Below are 16,967 nucleotides of genomic sequence, written 5' to 3'. Positions count from 1 at the left end.
GTTCGAGAGCCACCGGCGCCGGCCTTGGCCGACCGAAGCCCCCCGCTCCGACACCCGGTGCTCCGAGAGCGGCGCACCGGGTCCGCACGGTGAGCCTCGACAGGCGTGGGACCCGAGAGACTACCCGACCGGATCGGCGGGCTCGGCCGGTTCCTCCACGGTCTCCCCCTCTGAGACCGGGCCCGGCACGGTATCGGTGCCCTCGCCGTTCTGCGATGTCCCGGTAGGTCGCGGCTGCTCCGGCTGTGGGGCGCTCGGTGTCAGGACGAACAACAGCACCAAGAGCCCCGCGGTGACCGCCGCGATCAGGGCGCAGGCCACCCATGGCCGCCAGCTCTGTAACCCCGGGTCGGCCGGAACGTCCGGGTCGTCGGTTCCGAAGGCCTCGAGACGGCCGGCCAGTTCCGGAGCGTCCTCGCTGAGTTGTTTCTCGATCTCAGCGAGAATCCTCCGTTCGTGTTCTCTCAGGGACATGGCACCCTCCTCGGCCGCCGGGGGAAGGACTGTGTCGTCTCCGGGTGCTAACAGTCTCCCCCGGGCGCGCCGCCCTTATCCAAGCGTCCACAGGATTTTCCCGGTCCCTTTTCATCCGATTCGTGAAATCGGTGCAGGAGGCCCGTTCCCGCGAGGCCATAGGTCTTGGTCCGACGGGGAAGGAGGGCCTCAACCGGGGTAGCACTCGACCTCGGTGGCCTTGACCCCGGCCCAGACCTCCTCACCCCGGGCGAGCCCGAGTTCGGCCAGGGACGCCGGGGTGATGTCGGCCGCCAGGGACAGCGCGCCCTCCAGGTGCACCCGCACCTGGTCGCCGAAGCGTTCGATCCCCTCCACCCGTAGCCGCCACATGTTGCGAGGGCTGCCGTGCGGGTGCTCCTGGTACAGGGCCACCGAGCGCGGCGGAAAGGCCACCAGGACGGGCCCTTGGCGCGCCTCACGGGTCTCCACCCTGGTGGGTTTTCCACCACCGTCCGTGTCCAGGGTGACGGTGCCCTCCCGCGACCGCCCCCGGAACAGGTTGAGACCCACCAGGCGGGCGACGTAGGTGGTGCGGGGGCGGCGCGCCACCTCGGCCGGGGAGCCCTCCTGCACCAACCGGCCCTCCTCGATGACGGCGATGCGGTCGGCCAGCACCATGGCGTCGAGCGGGTCGTGGGTGACCAGGACCGTCACGCCCTCGAATTCCTCCAACAGGCGCCTCAGGCGTGAGCGCACCGCCACCCGGGTGCTGGCGTCCAGGGCGGCCATGGGTTCGTCCATCAGCAGCATGCCGGGACGCACCGCCAGGGCACGGGCCAGGGCGACCCGTTGGGCCTGGCCTCCGGACAGTCGCCGGGGTCGAGAGGCGACGTGGTCGGCCAAGCCCATGTGCTCCAGCAGCGCGCGGGCGTGTTCGCGGGCCTCGGAGCGCCCCACGCCCTGGCAACGCGGTCCGAAGGCGACGTTGTCGAGGGCGCTCATGTGCGGGAACAACAAGTAGTCCTGGAAGACCACGCCGATGGGCCGGTGTTCGACGGCCGTGGTGGTGTGGTCGTCGCCGTTCAGGCGGATGTGTCCGCCGGTGAGCGGCACCAGACCGGCCAGGGCGCGCAGGGCGGAGGACTTCCCCGCCCCGTTGGGTCCCAACAGCGCCAGGACGTGTCCGGGTGGGCAGGACAAGGAGACGTCCAGGTCGAACGAACCTCGGGTCAGCCGCAGGTCGGCGTCCAGGCCCGGACGCGGAACGGGATCGGGTTCGGTCGGGGTGCGGGTGGCCGGTGCGGCCATCAGAGGTTCACCCACCTCTCGCGCAGGGTGGCCAGGACGGCCAGGGAGACCAAGAGCAGGACCAGACTGAGCACGATGGCGGCCTCGGGGTCGCGTTGCATGGCCATGTAGACGGCCAGTGGCATGGTCTGGGTGGTACCGGGGAAGTTCCCGGCGAAGGTGATGGTGGCGCCGAACTCGCCCAGGGCGCGTGCCCAGCACAGGATCGCACCCGCGCCGATGCCGGGCAGAACCATGGGCAGGGTGACACTGGTGAAGACGGTGGCGCGGCTCGCCCCCAAGGTGGCGGCGGCCTCCTCATAGCGCCGGTCGGCGCCGCGCAACGCCCCTTCGACACTGATCACCAGAAAGGGCATGGCCACGAACACCTGGGCGATGACCACGGCGGCGGGAGTGAAGGGCAGGGTGAGCCCGAACCAGGCGTCCAGGTATCGTCCGACCAGCCCGTTGCGCCCCAGGACGAGAAGTAGGGCCACACCTCCGACCACCGGCGGGATGACCAGAGGAATGGTGACCAGTGCGCGCGCGAAGCGACGGCCGGGGAACTCGGTGCGTGCCAGCAGCCAGGCCAACGGGACACCCAAGACCAGGGAGACGATGGTGGCCACCGTGGCGGTGGACAGCGACAGCCACAGGGCGGCCAGCACCTCGGGCTCGGTGACGCGCTGGACCATGGTGGACCAGGGCGCGCGCACGAGCAGCCCGGCGAAGGGCAGGATTAGGAACGCCAGGCCGACCAAGGCTGGGAGGACGAGGATCCAAGGCACCCGTCCCGGCCGGGTGCGCGGGGCGCGCCGACCGGAACGGGTCGTGCGGGCGGTCACGGCGTGCCGAACCCCGCGTCCCGCAGGACGGGGGCACCCTCGGTGGTGACGAAGTCGACCCAGGCGGCGGCCAGGTCGGGGGCGCCCGACGCGGAGAGGACACCGATCGGGTAGTCGTTGATCGCCTCCTCGGACTCGGGGAAGTCCAGGCCTCGCACGCGGTCCCCGGCGGAGATGACGTCGGTGGCGTAGACCAGACCGGCGTCCACCTCACCCAGTTCGACCTTGGTCAGGACGGCCCTCACGTCCTCTTCGAGGGTGACCGGGGTGATGTCCAGGTCGGCGGCCTCCAGCGCGGTCACGGTGGCGGAACCGCAGGGCACCTCCTTCGAACAGAAGGCCACGTCGACGTCGTCCTCGGCCAGGTCGTCGAGGCTCTCGACGTCGGCGGGGTTGTCCGGCGGAACGGCGATCCGCAGGTTGTTGGTGGCGAAGATCCGACCGTCCTCACCGTTCTCGGCGGCCCAGTCGGCGTCCAGACCCTCGCCCGCCACGACCTGGTCCATCGTGTCGGTGTTGGCGGCGGCGAACACGTCGGCGGGAGCGCCGGAGTCGATCTGTTGGGCGAGCTCGCTACTACCGGCGAAGTTGAGGGTGACCTCCACCTGCGGATTCTCCTTCTCGAAGGAGGCGGCGATCTCCTCGAACACGTCGGTGAGGGACGCCGCGGCGAAGACGGTGAGTTCACCATCGGGTGCGGCGCCGTCGGCCTCTCCCCCGGTCCCTTCGCCGGTGTCGGTGCTCCCACCCGAGCAGGCGGTCAGTGTCAGGACGAGTGCGGCCGCGGCCGCGGCCGGCCCGTGAGCGGCACGCCTCGCGCGGGGGGCACTGGTGGTGGACTCACGCATGGTGTTCTCCGGTGGTCTCGACGATGACGTTGGTGGACTTGACGACAGCGGTGGCCACACTCCCGACCTCCAGGCCGAGTTCGTCGGCGGCCTCACGGCTCATCAGGGAGACCACCCGGTGCGGTCCGGCCTGGAGTTCGACGGCGGCCATCACCTGATCGCGGACCACACTGGTCACCAGTCCCCGGAAGCGGTTGCGAGCGGAGGAGACGCGACGGCCGGGATCATCATCGGCGCCGGCCCTCATGAAGGAGGCGAGTTCGGCCCCGTCGAGGTTGCGGCGTCCGGTGGCGTCGCGTTCGGCGGCCAGCTTTCCCGAGTCGACCCAACGTCGGACGGTGTCGGCGCTGACCCCGAGAAGCTCGGCGGCCTCACTGATCTGGAAGGTGGGCATACGAAGAAACTACTAGTCGCACAAGCGAGGGCGAAATGGATATTCGGCTAGCAGATCACAATTTTTTGCTCGTTCTCCTAGGGCATGAACCGATTCCGCGCACAGGAGAGGGACCCGTCCCCTCGGAAGGGGAACGGGCCCCTCGTGTGTTCCGACGACCGGATCAGCTGCGCACGTCGGCGACCCCACCGACCGGACCCTCGGCGCGGTAGTCGTCCAGCGCGGTGACCACGTAACCGGCGCCATCCTCCAAGGGCTCGGTGTCGGTCAAGGTCGACCCACCGGTCATGCCGACCAGGTTGTCCGCGGTCAGCGCCGTGCAGTAGGCGTCCTCGTCCCCGGACTCCAGGGCCTGGACGGCCTCGGCCGACAGTCGGTACAGGGCGTAGAAACGGGCGTCCTCGATCTCGTTCCACTCCACCTCGACGCCGCGATCCACGTTCTGCGCGGTCACGTCGTCGACCGCGCCGACCAGGGGCTCATCGCCCTCGGGGTTCTCGATCACCGGCGGCAGGGCGGCGTTGGCGTAGTGGCCGTCGAGCAGGTGGTCGACCACGTCGCCGTTCTCGCGCAGGTTCTTGATGGAGAAGTAGATGTCACCGGAGACCTCGTCGAGTTCACCGGAGTAGTCGAGCTGGTTGCTCAGGGCGTCGTCGCCGGTCCAACCGTCCTCACCCAACCGGTAGGCGCCCTGACCGACGTACAGGTCGACGTCTGTGCCCTCGACCTCGTTCGACCACCAGTCGGTCATCGCCTCGTAGTCGGCGGTCTCGAAGCCGCGCTCCCAGTAGAGCTGGGGGGCGATGTAGTCGACGGTGCCCTCCTCGATCCAGGTGCGGGTGTCGGCGTACTGGGCGTCGTAGGACTGCAGTCCGGAGCTGGGTGAGCCCGAGGAGTCGGTGTTGTCGTTGCGCCAGATGCCGAACGGGGAGACACCGAAGCTCACCCAGGGCTTGCTCTCCTGAATCCTTCCGTGCACGTCCCGCATGAGCTGGTCGACGTTGTCGCGCCGCCAGTTCCCACGGTCGTCGAAGTCGCCCCCGTGGGCCTCCCAGCTGGCGTCGTCGTCGAAGGTCGCGCCCTCCTGCGGGTAGGGGTAGAAGAAGTCGTCGAAGTGCATGCCGTCGACGTCGTAGCGGTCGACGACGTCCATGATGACCTCGGTGACCCACTCGCGGACCTCGGGGTTGCCCGGGTCGACGTAGGCCTCGGTGCCGAAGTCCACCCGCCACTCGGGGTTCTGCTCGACCGGGTGGTCGTCGGCGAGGTTCTCCACGTCCGGGTCCTGCAGACCCACGCGGTAGGGGTTGAACCAGGCGTGCAGTTCCAGACCGCGCTCGTGCGCCTCATCGACCGCGTATTCCAGCGGGTCGTAGCCGGGGTCGCCACCCTGTTCACCGGTGAGGTAGCGGGCCCACGGCTCCAGCTCGGAGTCGTAGACGGCGTCGGCGGTGGGGCGAGCGTGCAAGAAGACGGCGTTGAGGCCCATCTCCACCGAGTCATCGAGCCAGGCGTCCAGTTCGGCCTTTTGTTCCTCGGCCGACAGGCCGGGCTCGGAGGGCCAGTCGATGTTGCGCACGGTGGTCAGCCACGCTCCGCGCATCTGACGCTTGTCGTCGTGGGCCTGGCAGGAGACGGGGGCCGCGATTCCCTCGCCGCCCGGCTCGGGGGCATCGTCGGAGGAGGGGCCCTGGCCGTTGGCGGAGCAGCCCGCCAGCAGCACGGTGGCCGTGGCCGCGATCGCCGCCCACCGTCCCCCGGCGCGCGGCTTGGTCAGGGCCCGTGCCATGGATCGCATCAAGTTCTCCTTCGGGGATGTCCGCGCGTCGCCGTTCGGCCTGGCGCCACGCCGGGACCCAGATTAAGGCAAGATGTCAAGTTTCGGATACGATTCGGCCAATGTGTAGATAACATCGCACAGGCCGTAACACCGGAATGTCGTCCCAGGTCAATGGAGCGCCCCGAGGACAGGCGCCCGACGTGACCGCTCCCCCGGCCAGGTTCTAGACTCGTCTCCCGTGAACGCAGTGCAGAGCCCACCCGAACTCTTCGTCCATACCGTCCCGTTGCGCGACCACGCCGGCGACCTGATCGACCGGTTGCCGGAGGGCACACCACTGGCCTGGTTGAACGGAAACGACGGTCTCGTCGCGTGGGGCCGGGCGGCACGCTTCGAGCCCGAGGTCGCCCACGAGGACACCACCCCCACCGACAACTCCCGCATCGGGCAGGCCGCCCGTTGGTTCGCCGACCTACTGGACAACGCCAGGGTCGAGGACGAGGTGGGGCTGCCCGGCACCGGTGCGGTCACCTTCGGCACGTTCACGTTCGCGCCCACCTCCGCCGGTTCGGCGCTCGTGGTCCCCAGAGTGCTCATCGGCAGACGCGGCGACCGCACCTGGTTGACCACCATCGGCGACGAGCCGGGCCAACACCCCGAGGAAACACTGCGCACGGTCACAGAACCACGCCCCATGGGTCCCCTGAACTGGCGACCCGGGTCCCTCACCCCGCAACGGTGGAAGGACCTGATCGCCTCAACGGTCACGCGCATCAAGGACGGCGAACTCGAAAAGGCCGTCCTGGCCCGTGACGCCCACGCCGAGGCCGAAGCGCCTCTGGACGTACGCATGCTGCTGAAGCGCTTGCACGCCCGCTTCCCCGACTGCCTCACCTTCTCCGTCGACGGCATGGTCGGCGCCACCCCCGAACTCCTGCTGCGGGTGGAGGGCAACGAGTTCGATTCCCTCGTGCTGGCCGGTACCCGCCCGCGCGGAGAGGACGAGGGATCCGACCTGCGTCTGGGCCAGGAGATGATGACCTCCGCCAAGGACCTGGAGGAACACGCCTTCGCCGTGGACTCCCTGCGTGCCTCCATGGAGCCGCTCACCGAGAAACTCACCGTCCCGGACCGGCCGCACCTGCTCAAGCTCGCCAACGTCCAGCACCTGGCCACCAGCGCCCACGCGCGCCTGGCCCCCGGGGTGTCGGCCCTGGACGCCGTGGCGGCGCTGCACCCGACCGCCGCCGTGGGCGGCACCCCCACCGAGGCCGCCATGCGACTGATCGCCCAGACCGAGGGCATGGATCGTGGCGGCTACGCCGGTCCCGTGGGCTGGCTGGACGGCGCGGGCAACGCCGAGTGGGGCATCGCCCTGCGCAGCGCACGCGTGGACGGGGCGAGCGCCCGCCTGTACGCGGGCGGTGGGATCGTCGCCGGCTCCGACCCCGATTCCGAACTCGCCGAGACCGAGGCCAAGTTCCGGGTGATGCGCGAGGCTCTCACCGACCCCGGAACGTGAACCGGCCCCGGTCCTCCCCCACGACGGAGAGACCGGGGCCGGTGGTCGGTATTGGTTTCGCGCCGCCGCTGGGGCGCCGCGCAGCAGGGTACGTGTTCGCGGAACCCGCCCTAATGCTTCGGCGCGCTCGGGCGGGCATCAGTTACCGACATCGCGACCGCCCTTGTGCCAGGCGCACACCACCGACGGGCGCGGGAAGTCGCCGTCGGGCCAGACGCTGGTGGGCTCCTCGACGGTGCCGTTCTCACCCGGGTGCTGCGGGGCGAGGAACACCGTCTTCTGGTCCTGGGAGATGAGCGGACCACAGGTCTCGGCCTCGACCGGGACGGTGGCGAAGGTCCGCAGCTCACCGCGGAAACGACCCTCGACCGGCATCACGTGCAGGGCGTCGTTGGTCTGCAGGCTGCCGGGCTGACCATCGGTGGAGATCCACAGGTTGCCGTGCTTGTCGAAGGCCAGGTTGTCGGGCGCCGAGATCGCCATGACCTTGGACTTGTCGAAGCCGGCGTAGTACGTGGAGTCATCCTCCGGGTCACCGCACACCAGGGGCACGATCCAGGTGAACGAGGTGGCCGCCGAGTCGGCGTCGTCCTCGATGATCTCCAGGACGTGACCGAACTTGTTGGGGCCGCGCGGGTTGGGCTCGTCGGCCTGACCCGGCTCGCGGGCGTCGTTGTTGGTCAGCGCGCAGTAGACCTTGCCGGTGATCGGGCTGGGCTCGACGTCCTCGGGGCGGTCCATCTTGGTCGCCCCGATGGTGTCCGCGGCCAGACGGGTGTAAATGAGGACCTCGGCCACGGAGAACCCGTCGACGAAGCTCTCGGTGTCGGTGCACAGCGCGATCCACTCGCCGGTACCGTCGAACTCACCGTCAGAGGGCAGCGTACCGGTGCCGTCGATCTCCTCGGCAGGGCTGTTGCCCTCCAGCCGCGCCACGTAGAGCGTGCCGCTGTCCAGCAGCGTCATGTTGTGCTTGTGCGAGCCCTCGACATACTTCTTGTCGCTGACGAACTTGTACAGGTAGTCGAAGCGCTCGTCGTCACCCATGTAGGCGGCCACTCGGCCGTCCTCGGTGATGTTGACGTTGGCGCCCTCGTGTTTGAAACGGCCCAGCATGGTGCGTTTGACCGGGGTGGAGTCGGGGTCGTGCGGATCGATCTCCACGATGTATCCGAAGCGGTGTGCCTCGTTGGGGTGCTTCGCCAGGTCGAAGCGCTCGTCCACCCGGTCCCAGCGGCGACCGGAGTAGTCGGAGGAGAAGCCGTAGCGGGCGTAGGGCTCGGTGTCGGGGGCGCCGACGAAGTACTGGTTGTAGTTCTCCTCACCACTGAGGACGGTGCCCCAGGGCGTCATTCCGCCGGCGCAGTTGTTGAGCATGCCCAGCACGTTCACGCCCTCAGGGTCGGCGGCGGTGCGCAGCAGCTCGTGCCCGGCCGCCGGACCCGCCATCCGGAACGAGGTCTCGTTGGTGATACGACGGTTGAAGGGACGCTCGCCCTCGGTGATCAGCTTCCACTGACCGGTACCGTCGACCCGCTCCAGCTCCACCACGGAACCGCCGTGCGCGGCCATCGCGATCCTGATCCACTCCGGGTCGGCCGACTCGCCGTCGGTGTACCCGGCGAACATGTTCTCTTCGTTGGTGTACTCGTGGTTGACCCACAGCAGCCCGTGGTCGTCGTCCAGGGTGAAGAAACCGACGTAGTCGCAGTTGTAGCCGAACTGCCGAGCCTGCGCCTCAGCGGTCTGGTTCGCGAAGTCGAACTCGGGGGCCTCGGGAAGCACCGGGTCGCCCCAGCGGACGATGACGTGGTGGTCGTAGCCCTCGGGGACGGTGACCTCGTCACGGTTGTTGGGCAGCACGGTCTTGAACGTGGGGCGCGGCGCGGGGTGCGGGCGGTCCGGTCCGCGATCCGCGGCGGCCGGGCTCAGGGCGGCCACGCCCAGGGAGCCCGCGCCGGCACCGACCAAGGCCCCCTTCAGCGCGGAACGGCGGGACAACACGCCCTGGAAGATGTCACCGAAGTAGGCGTTTTCGCTCTTGTTGGGGGCGGGGTGGAAACAGGCGTTGCCACAGCGGTACAGGCACGTCTTCGCGGATCGACCACCACCGACACCGCCGATGAGCGGCAGCAGACGGCGGCGGGGCGCGGATTCGGGCACGCGTTCTCCTCGGAATGGGTAACTGCTCCGCGGTCCCGAGGGGGCTTGCGGGGCTCCGCTCGGGGATGCGGAGTGGTGCGGGCAGTGGGTCCTGCCGGTCGCTATCGACCTTGGCCGAGGTTCCACACGATCGGGTGAAACCGATGTGAACGCCCCTACAACTCCTCTACACGGCTGAGGTCATCCCACGTAGAGCAGTAGCACGAACACCCACGGTCGGACCTCGTGGTGATCCTCGCCTACCCGTTCCGCCACGTCCACATGCCTCGCCCAGGTGGGGCGGGTCACGATCCGGTCATCCCGTCGAGTTCGTCCGCCATGCCCCCGGTGTCGGGGCCGTCGACCGCGCGAAGGAACTCCGGATCCGCGGCCGGGTCCTCCCGTGCTCGTTCTCGTTCGCACAGGGCGGGGGCGGCCCGCTCAGTCGAAGAGCCGCCCGATCAACGCCCCCTGACCGGGCCGCGACACGTGCGCGGCGGCGAGGGGAATCCAAAAGCACGTGAATCGGAGGGCGTGCCACCCTCGGGAAACGTCTAGCGGTATCGCACCATGGCCCGGATGGGAGAATCGCCGAAAGCACCACGGCGAGGTGCCGAGGATGGCTACCGTGAGCAACGAGAACGATCCGACCACCGCAGGATGGTTTCACCGCCGAGGACCTCGATCGCATCCCGGATCTTCCGCCGCACACCGAACTCATCGACGGAAACCTGGTGCTGGCAAGCCCTCAAAAACTCTTCCCCATGCTCATTCTCAGGCTGTTGGAGCGTGAGCTCGATCAACATGTCCCCCAGGGCCTTCGCGTGGCGAGAGAGTTTTCCGTCAAGCTCGCCGAACGGCAACGGCCGGAGCCGGACCTGATGCCGGCCCAAGCAAGCGCTTTCCGGGAGCTGGACCAAACGTGGTTTCCGCCGGAGGTCGTCGAACTGGCGGTGGAGGTGGTCTCTCCCGAATCGGAGATCAGGGACCGGGAGCGCAAACCCCAGCTCTACGCCCGTGCCGGTGTCCGATTCTTCTGGCGGATCGAACAGGACGGGAACGACGCCGTGCTCTACGAGTACGAGAAGGACCCGGCTTCTCCCTCCGGTGACTACGGCAGGCCCACCATCCACCGGGGAACCCTCAAGACCTCCGTTCCGGTGAAACTGGAGTTCGACCTGACGGACATCCTGCACCGTTGATCCACGTGACGAAGGGGAGACATCGACCTCCGATGTCTCCCCTTCGTCACGTCGCGCCGACCCGAGTCAGAACGTCCCGGCCACAGCGGTGTCGACGGCGTCCTGCAGCCGACGGCGCAGTGCCGCGCTACCAGCGCGTTCGGTGCACACCTCGATGATCCGCAGGCTCTCGCCCAAGAGGGCCTTGGGCAGGTCGGTGGCCCACTCCACCCGGGTGTAGGGCAGGTCCGACAGGGCGGCCACCCTCTCCATGGACACCCCGTGCGGGGTGCCGAACACTCTCTCGAAGTCCGGATGGCCGGCCTGTTCGAGACCGGAGAAGATTCCGCCGCCATCGTTGTTGACCACCACGATCGCCAGGTCCGGTCGTGGCTCGCCGGGGCCGATGATCAAACCGTTCTGGTCGTGCAGCAGCGCCAGGTCGCCGAGCAGGGCGTAGGTTTGCCCCTCCCCCTCGCTCTGATGGGCCAGCGCGGCACCGATGGCCGTGGACACCGTCCCATCGATGCCGCTCACGCCCCGGTTGCCCACCAGACGCACCCCGCAACGGGGGTGCATGGTGGCGTCCAGGTCGCGGATGGGCATGCTGGAGCCGGCGAACAGCAGTGAACCCGCGCTCATCTGCGAGGCGAGGTCACGGGCCAGACGCGGCTCGGTCAAGGTCTCCTCTGCGTCCAGCACCCCGTCGACGGCCACGCGGGCGGCGGCCTCGGCGCGTTCCCAGGAACGCGACCAGTCGGTGCGCGCCGACTCGTCCCGGTTCGGTCCGTTGGGCGGGGCGATCGCGGCGACCACGTCGGTGGCGGTACGTGCGGGGTCGGAGAAGTCGTTGAGCACGCTCGCCGCGGGGTCACCGACCGTGGCGGCGGTGACCACCACGTGCCGTTCCGCGCGGCGCAGGTAGCCGAGGATCTGCCGGGAAAGGTTGGGTTTTCCCACGCTCACCACGAGTTCGGGGGTGTGGGCGTGGGCGAAACCCGGCACGGCCAGCAGTTGCCGGTAGGTGGAGACCGCGCCCGAGCGGCGGGCGTTGGAGGTGGGTTCGGCCAGCAGCGGCCATCCGGTCGATTCCGACAGCGCCAGGAACGGCACCGGGTCGTAGTCGCCATCGCCGCAGACGATGACGCCGCGTTCGACGTCGGGCAGTACGTAGGGCGCGGGTTCGGTACGCGGGCCGGGCCGTGAGATCCAGGGGCGACCGTCGGCGCGTCCGTCCAAGGGCTCGGTCCACTCAGGGCCGCCACCGGTGGGCTGATCGGGGGTGAGGGGGTCGCGGAAAGCCACGTTGAGGTGCACGGGTCCAGGACGTCCGCCCTGGGCCGCGGCCCAGGCCCGACCGCTCAGCGAACGCCAGTATGCGACCATGCCCGGCGCGTGGTCGGGGGTTCCGACCTCGGCGAACATGCGCACCGCGCCGCCGTACAGACCGATCTGGTCCACCGTCTGGTTGGCGCCGGTGCCACGCAGTTCCGGGGGCCGATCTGCGGTCAGCACCAGCAGCGGCACGCCGCTCTCGTCGGCCTCCATCACCGCCGGATGGAAGTTGGCGGCCGCGGTGCCGGAGGTGCACACCACCGCCACCGGGCGTCGGGAGGCCCGGGCCAGTCCCAAGGCGAGGAAGGACGCGGAACGTTCGTCCACGCGCACGTGGACACGGATCCCTGGATGCGCGACCAGCGCCAACGCCAGAGGGGTCGAGCGCGACCCGGGCGCGACGACGGCCTCGGCCAGTCCGCAGCGGGCCAGTTCGTCGACGAGGACCCGCGCCAAGGCGGTAGACGGATTCATTCGAAGTCTTTCGTTCGTCGAGGTGTCGACCCAGTATCACCGCGTGGTCGGACCGCATCGCACGGCGTCCCGTAACCGTGGCGGCCACACTCCCACTCGCGTGTGCGTCGCCGGGGCCGCTTCCAGTGAACCCCGTTCGAGCGCTCCCTGCGACCGAACCCGGCTGTGATCTCGTGCCCATCCGGCCGGCCACGCCCGGCGCGTCGATGGTAAGCACAGGTCAAAACGGGGGCGAATCGCGTTCTCCGGATTCTCGGGGTGTTTCCGCCTCGGCCGCGTTCCGGGCACGTTCCCGCCAGGCCGAGGCGTCGACCTCTACCCGGGAAAGCGCTTCCTCGTCCACCGTGACCGGCCGGACCGGCAAAAAGCCGTCGACCGGCAGGAGGGGTTCGGTGGTGACGTCGGCGGTCAGCATCTGCATGGTCGCCAGCCCGCAGGCGTAGGGCAGTTCGGGCAGGGCGGCGGCCAAGGCCACGCCCGCTGCCAACCCCACCGAACTCTCCACGGCGCTGGAGACCACGACCGGCAGGCCACAGGCCTCGGCCACCCGCAGCGCGGCCCGTACCCCGCCCAGGGGTTGAACCTTGAGCACAACGATGTCGGCGGCCTCGGCGGCGCGCACCCGAAGCGGGTCCTCGGCACGGCGGATGGACTCGTCGGCCGCCACCGGCACGTCCACCCTGCGGCGGACCGCACCCAGTTCCTCCAGGGAGGCGCATGGCTGTTCGACGTACTCCAGGTCGAAGCGGTCCAGTTCGCGGACCATCCGCACGGCGGTGTCCACGCCCCAGGCGCCGTTGGCATCGATCCGCACCCGGCCGGAGGGGCCGATGGCCGAACGCACCGCCTCCACCCGGGCGATGTCCTCGCTCGGGTCCTGGCCCTTCTCGGCGACCTTCACCTTGGCGGTGGAGCACCCTCCCGCGGTCACGATCGCCGCGGCGCGTTCGGGGTCCACGGCGGGCACGGTGACGTTGACCGGGACCCGGTCGCGTACGGGTTCGGGCCAACCCTGGTGGGAGGCCTCACGGCAGGCCGCCCACCAACGGGAGGCCTCGCGCGGCCCGTACTCGGCGAAGGGCGAGAACTCGCCCCATCCGGCGGGCCCGTGCACGAGCAGCCCCTCTCGCACGGTGATACCGCGGAAACGATTGCGCAGACCGATCGCGAAGGCCCGCCCCCGAACGGACTCCGCCGCCTGGCCGGCCGTCCCGTCCCCATCGATCACACAGCTCACCGCTATTACTTCTCCCTCACATGGAAATCCCTGGCGAACACCCGGGCCGGAAGGGTCCGCAGGCCCCGGCGTCCGCAGGTCGACCTTTCGCATTCTGCCAGGCGGGCCGAGGAAGACGGGCACGGACCCGACTCCGACGCTCCGACGAGCCGGACCGCCCCATCACCCGGACTACTCTGGGGCACCGTGGCAGCAGTCGAAGAACATCGGTCCCCGTCCCCTCGCACGCAGGACGGACGTCCCCTCCAGGCCGTACGCGGTCTGTCCCCCGAGCGTTTGGAGGCGATGCTCGTCGAGGCCTTGGACGGCACGGGGCCGGCCCTGCTGCCCATCCCCGACGGCACCCCCGACACTCGTGCCACCGAACTCCTCGCCTCCATGCGCCCCTCGTCGCTGCGCACACCGGAGGGGGTCCTCCCCCTCGACGACGGTGTTGCGGTGGGCCCGGACGCGGCGCTGGTCATCACCACCTCGGGTTCCACCGGCGCTCCCAAGGGGGTGGAGCTGTCCGCGACCGCGCTGTGGACGTCGGCCCGCGCCTCGGTGGCCCGGATCGGCGCAGCCCCCGGTGATACCTGGCTGTGCGTGTTGCCTGCCGGACACATCTCCGGGGTGCAGGTGATGACGCGCGCCTACGTCACCGGGACCCGCGCCGTACACGCCCCCTTCGACGTGGACGGTGTCCTCGAAGCGGCCGAGAGGCTGCGCCCCCACGTCTCCCTGGTCCCCACCCAACTGCGTCGGCTCCTCGCGGCAGGCGTCGATCTGTCGCTGTTCGGCACCATCCTGCTCGGCGGCGCGGCGGCCGAACCCGACCTGTTGGAGCGCGCTCGTACCGCGGGAGGGCGCGTGATCACCACCTACGGCATGAGCGAGACCTGCGGCGGGTGCGTCTACGACGGTGTCCCCTTGGACGGGGTCCGGGTACGCGTCGACGCGGAGGAGGACGGCGCCCCCGGACGCATCCTGCTGGGTGGTCCGATCCTGTTGACCGACTACCGCATGCCCCCGGAGACGGTGGTGGACCCAGGCGTCCTGGCCGACGACGGCACCGGACGACGACTGCGCACCAACGACCTGGGGCGGCTCGGTCCCGACGGTCGACTCCAGGTGCTGGGCCGCGTGGACGAGGTGATCAACACCGGCGGGCACAAGGTGGTTCCCGGGCAGGTCAACACCATCCTGAGCGAGTACCCGAAGGTCGCCGAGTCGGTGGTGGTGGGCCGCCCCGACCCCGAATGGGGCGAACGGGTGTGCGCGGTCGTGGTCCCGGTCGACCCCGCAGACCCTCCCCTGCTGGACCAACTGCGCTCCCACGTGCGCGAGCGGCTACCGGCCTACGCCGCGCCTCGGGAGTTGGACGTGCGCGCGAAGCTACCGATGCTCGCCTCCGGCAAACCGGACCTGGTGGCGTTGCGCCGCCCCACCTCCTGACCGGGTTCTCCCGACCTGACCGGGTCCTCCCGACCGAGGTTTTCCGTCCCGGTCGACATCGCGCCAGAGCCTACGGGAATTCGGCCCGTGCTCAGCGGCGTTACCGGTAGTACCCGAACCCATGGGACCCTGGCCGCGGCGGGCGCCGTCCCCGGCACCTCGATCACCCGCCGACCCGGGTCGTTCCGGGAGTGCACGCGGTGTTCCCGCCCTTTCGACCACGCTCGATCCCGATCGGAACCGAAAAGGTGGGGAACTTCCCAAAGCTCTCCGGCGTCTATCCGAGTATCCGAGATCTTCGGCCCCCGTTCCGTAGGAGGTCCGCAGTTGGCGGTAGCCATCGGCTCGTCCACACGCGTTCGCGCGGCCTCCCTCATGTCGGGAGGGTCCCGCATCGGGGTCCCCGAAGGCCGACATGGCGGCGTCTTCAATACCCGCACCCGCCCGCCCACCGCCACTCACGAACCGGTGATCTATGCCACCATCCTCGATATCCAATCGAGACAGGGAACATTTGACTCGCCGACACGTTGGACATATTGGCGCGTCCAGTCGGCGGTGATCCTCCGCCACGTGCCACACGTCTTGGAAGGGAGGGATGTGCCCCGATGACGAGCACCGCCCTAGCAGCCTCCGGCCAATCGGCCCAGGCCCCCGATGGCGCAGCTCCGAAACCGGCCCCCGAGGCCGGCGCGGCCCTGACCGACCTGATCGCCCAGGGCCGTGCTCAGGGACACCTGTCCCTCTCCGAACTACGTACCGCTTTCTCCGCGGCCGGAGTCACCTCCAGTGACGGCCGCTCCATCCTGCGTGAACTCACCGACCACGGGGTCCGGCTCGCCGACGGGGGCGAGGAGTCCGTGAAGGTGGCCGAACCTGACGCCGAGGACGACGTGCTGGAAAACACTCTCATCGCGACGGTGCCCGACACCGACGAGGCACCCAAGGTCGCGGCGCGAAAGGGTCCCTCCACGCGAAGGAAGACCCGCACCACGCGCCGCACCAAGAAGAACGAGACCTCTCAGGCCTCCATCGACCCGGAGACCGGTGAGGCCGACCTCGACGACCAGTCACCCGCGATGGGCGACTCGGTCCACACCTACCTGAAGGCGATCGGGCGGCGGCAGCTGCTCACCGCCGAGCAGGAGGTGGATCTGGCCAAGCGTGTCGAGGCCGGACTCTACGCCGAGTACCGGCTCGGTCAGCACGGCGAGATCGACGAGTCCTTCACCAGGGCCGACGTCGAGCGCGAGGAACTCGAGTGGGTGGCAGAGGACGGCCGCAAGGCCAAGTCCCACATGCTCGAGGCCAACCTGCGTCTGGTCGTGTCGGTGGCCAAGAAGTACAGTGACCGGGGGATGTCGCTGCTGGACGTGGTCCAGGAGGGCAACCTCGGCCTCATCCGCGCGGTGGAGAAGTTCGACTACACCAAGGGCTTCAAGTTCTCCACCTACGCCATGTGGTGGATTCGCCAGGCCATCCAGCGCGGGTTCGCCGACTCCGCGCGCACCATCCGCCTGCCCGTGCACGTCTTGGAGCTCCTCAGCAAGGTGAGCCGGCTGGAGCGCGACATGCACCAGGCACTGGGCCGCGAACCCACTCCCGAGGAACTGGGGCACGAGCTCGACAAGACCCCGACCCAGATCGAGGAACTGCTGCGGGTCACCCGACAGCCCATCAGCCTCGACTCGACCATCGGTGAGGACGGCGAGACCCGCATCGGTGACCTGATCGAGGACGTGGACGCCTCGGAGGCCTCCGAGGTGGTCGACCGCCAGCTCATGGCCGACCAGCTGCGCAACGCCCTGTCCGACCTGGAGCCGCGTGAGGCGACCATCATGTCGCTGCGGTTCGGGCTGATGGACGGACGACCGCGCACGCTGGACGAGATCGGCAAGCACCTGGGACTGACCCGCGAGCGCATCCGGCAGCTGGAGAAGCAGTCTCTGGCCAAGCTGCGCCACCCGAGCCGGGCCCAGCAGCTGTTGGACTTCGCCAGCTAGGGACCGCGACGGACACGGGGCCGTCCTCC

The 16,967-nt window shown here is 69.4% G+C and carries 13 protein-coding genes; 4 read left to right on the top strand and 9 right to left on the bottom strand.

Going from position 1 to position 16,967, the window contains the following annotated elements; all coding sequences use genetic code 11:
- Window positions 1–120: 120 nt before the first annotated feature.
- From NLI01S_RS21910 to NLI01S_RS21885, 6 genes are all read right to left on the bottom strand, one after another.
- Window positions 121–474 (bottom strand): DUF3040 domain-containing protein, encoded by a 354-nt coding sequence (locus NLI01S_RS21910; RefSeq protein WP_067607733.1) that lies wholly within the window; start codon window positions 472–474, stop codon window positions 121–123.
- A 189-nt stretch (window positions 475–663) separates the two neighbouring features.
- Window positions 664–1,764: an ABC transporter ATP-binding protein gene (locus NLI01S_RS21905; protein WP_067607730.1), complete on the bottom strand. Its 1,101-nt coding sequence runs from the start codon at window positions 1,762–1,764 to the stop codon at window positions 664–666.
- Window positions 1,764–2,588: an ABC transporter permease gene (locus NLI01S_RS21900; protein WP_067607727.1), complete on the bottom strand. Its 825-nt coding sequence runs from the start codon at window positions 2,586–2,588 to the stop codon at window positions 1,764–1,766. Before NLI01S_RS21900 ends, NLI01S_RS21905 begins: the two co-directional genes overlap by 1 nt.
- Window positions 2,585–3,436: a molybdate ABC transporter substrate-binding protein gene (gene modA, locus NLI01S_RS21895; RefSeq protein ID WP_067607724.1), complete on the bottom strand. Its 852-nt coding sequence runs from the start codon at window positions 3,434–3,436 to the stop codon at window positions 2,585–2,587. Before modA ends, NLI01S_RS21900 begins: the two co-directional genes overlap by 4 nt.
- Window positions 3,429–3,830 (bottom strand): TOBE domain-containing protein, encoded by a 402-nt coding sequence (locus NLI01S_RS21890; RefSeq protein ID WP_067607720.1) that lies wholly within the window; start codon window positions 3,828–3,830, stop codon window positions 3,429–3,431. Before NLI01S_RS21890 ends, modA begins: the two co-directional genes overlap by 8 nt.
- Window positions 3,831–3,993: 163 nt before the next feature.
- Entirely contained in the window at window positions 3,994–5,628 is a 1,635-nt protein-coding gene (locus tag NLI01S_RS21885) for a glycoside hydrolase family 10 protein (RefSeq protein WP_067607717.1), read from the bottom strand.
- Window positions 5,629–5,848: 220 nt separating this feature from the next.
- On the opposite strand from NLI01S_RS21885, the gene NLI01S_RS21880 reads away from it, so the two are divergent.
- Window positions 5,849–7,132 (top strand): isochorismate synthase, encoded by a 1,284-nt coding sequence (locus NLI01S_RS21880; protein WP_067607714.1) that lies wholly within the window; start codon window positions 5,849–5,851, stop codon window positions 7,130–7,132.
- A gap of 138 nt (window positions 7,133–7,270) precedes the next feature.
- On the opposite strand, the gene NLI01S_RS21875 is transcribed toward NLI01S_RS21880, so the two are convergent.
- Complete coding sequence (locus NLI01S_RS21875; RefSeq protein WP_067607711.1) at window positions 7,271–9,295, bottom strand: PhoX family protein; 2,025 nt, start codon at window positions 9,293–9,295, stop codon at window positions 7,271–7,273.
- 623 nt (window positions 9,296–9,918) lie between these two features.
- On the opposite strand from NLI01S_RS21875, the gene NLI01S_RS21870 reads away from it, so the two are divergent.
- Entirely contained in the window at window positions 9,919–10,476 is a 558-nt protein-coding gene (locus tag NLI01S_RS21870; protein ID WP_067607708.1) for a Uma2 family endonuclease, read from the top strand.
- A 66-nt stretch (window positions 10,477–10,542) separates the two neighbouring features.
- Here the strand turns inward: NLI01S_RS21870 and menD are convergent, their stop codons facing one another.
- Window positions 10,543–12,264, bottom strand: a complete 1,722-nt coding sequence (gene menD / locus NLI01S_RS21865) for a 2-succinyl-5-enolpyruvyl-6-hydroxy-3-cyclohexene-1-carboxylic-acid synthase (RefSeq protein WP_067607705.1) — start codon at window positions 12,262–12,264, stop codon at window positions 10,543–10,545.
- Window positions 12,265–12,484: 220 nt separating this feature from the next.
- Complete coding sequence (locus NLI01S_RS21860; protein WP_371850629.1) at window positions 12,485–13,501, bottom strand: o-succinylbenzoate synthase; 1,017 nt, start codon at window positions 13,499–13,501, stop codon at window positions 12,485–12,487.
- A gap of 186 nt (window positions 13,502–13,687) precedes the next feature.
- Here NLI01S_RS21860 and NLI01S_RS21855 point away from each other — a divergent pair, with 186 nt between their 5' ends.
- The gene (locus NLI01S_RS21855; RefSeq protein WP_067607702.1) at window positions 13,688–14,935 is read left to right on the top strand and encodes an AMP-binding protein; all 1,248 of its coding nucleotides are present in this window, start codon (window positions 13,688–13,690) and stop codon (window positions 14,933–14,935) included.
- A gap of 608 nt (window positions 14,936–15,543) precedes the next feature.
- Window positions 15,544–16,938, top strand: coding sequence for an RNA polymerase sigma factor (locus NLI01S_RS21850; RefSeq protein WP_067607699.1), 1,395 nt, complete (start codon window positions 15,544–15,546; stop codon window positions 16,936–16,938).
- The last annotated feature ends 29 nt before the right edge of the window (window positions 16,939–16,967 follow it).

The sequence above is a fragment of the Nocardiopsis listeri NBRC 13360 genome (genome assembly GCF_001570765.1).
Classification (GTDB): Bacteria; Actinomycetota; Actinomycetes; order Streptosporangiales; family Streptosporangiaceae; genus Nocardiopsis; species Nocardiopsis listeri.
The sequence above is the reverse complement of the archived record's forward strand: the minus strand, read 5'-3'. Positions and strand labels throughout refer to the sequence as shown.

What these genes read in the sequence shown, in the direction of transcription:
- NLI01S_RS21850 (WP_067607699.1), top strand. Translation starts at nt 15,544, where the DNA reads ATGACGAGCACCGCCCTAGCAGCCTCCGGCCAATCGGCCCAGGCCCCC.
- NLI01S_RS21905 (WP_067607730.1), bottom strand. Translation starts at nt 1,764, where the DNA reads ATGGCCGCACCGGCCACCCGCACCCCGACCGAACCCGATCCCGTTCCG.
- NLI01S_RS21890 (WP_067607720.1), bottom strand. Translation starts at nt 3,830, where the DNA reads ATGCCCACCTTCCAGATCAGTGAGGCCGCCGAGCTTCTCGGGGTCAGC.
- modA (WP_067607724.1), bottom strand. Translation starts at nt 3,436, where the DNA reads ATGCGTGAGTCCACCACCAGTGCCCCCCGCGCGAGGCGTGCCGCTCAC.
- NLI01S_RS21885 (WP_067607717.1), bottom strand. Translation starts at nt 5,628, where the DNA reads ATGCGATCCATGGCACGGGCCCTGACCAAGCCGCGCGCCGGGGGACGG.
- menD (WP_067607705.1), bottom strand. Translation starts at nt 12,264, where the DNA reads ATGAATCCGTCTACCGCCTTGGCGCGGGTCCTCGTCGACGAACTGGCC.
- NLI01S_RS21910 (WP_067607733.1), bottom strand. Translation starts at nt 474, where the DNA reads ATGTCCCTGAGAGAACACGAACGGAGGATTCTCGCTGAGATCGAGAAA.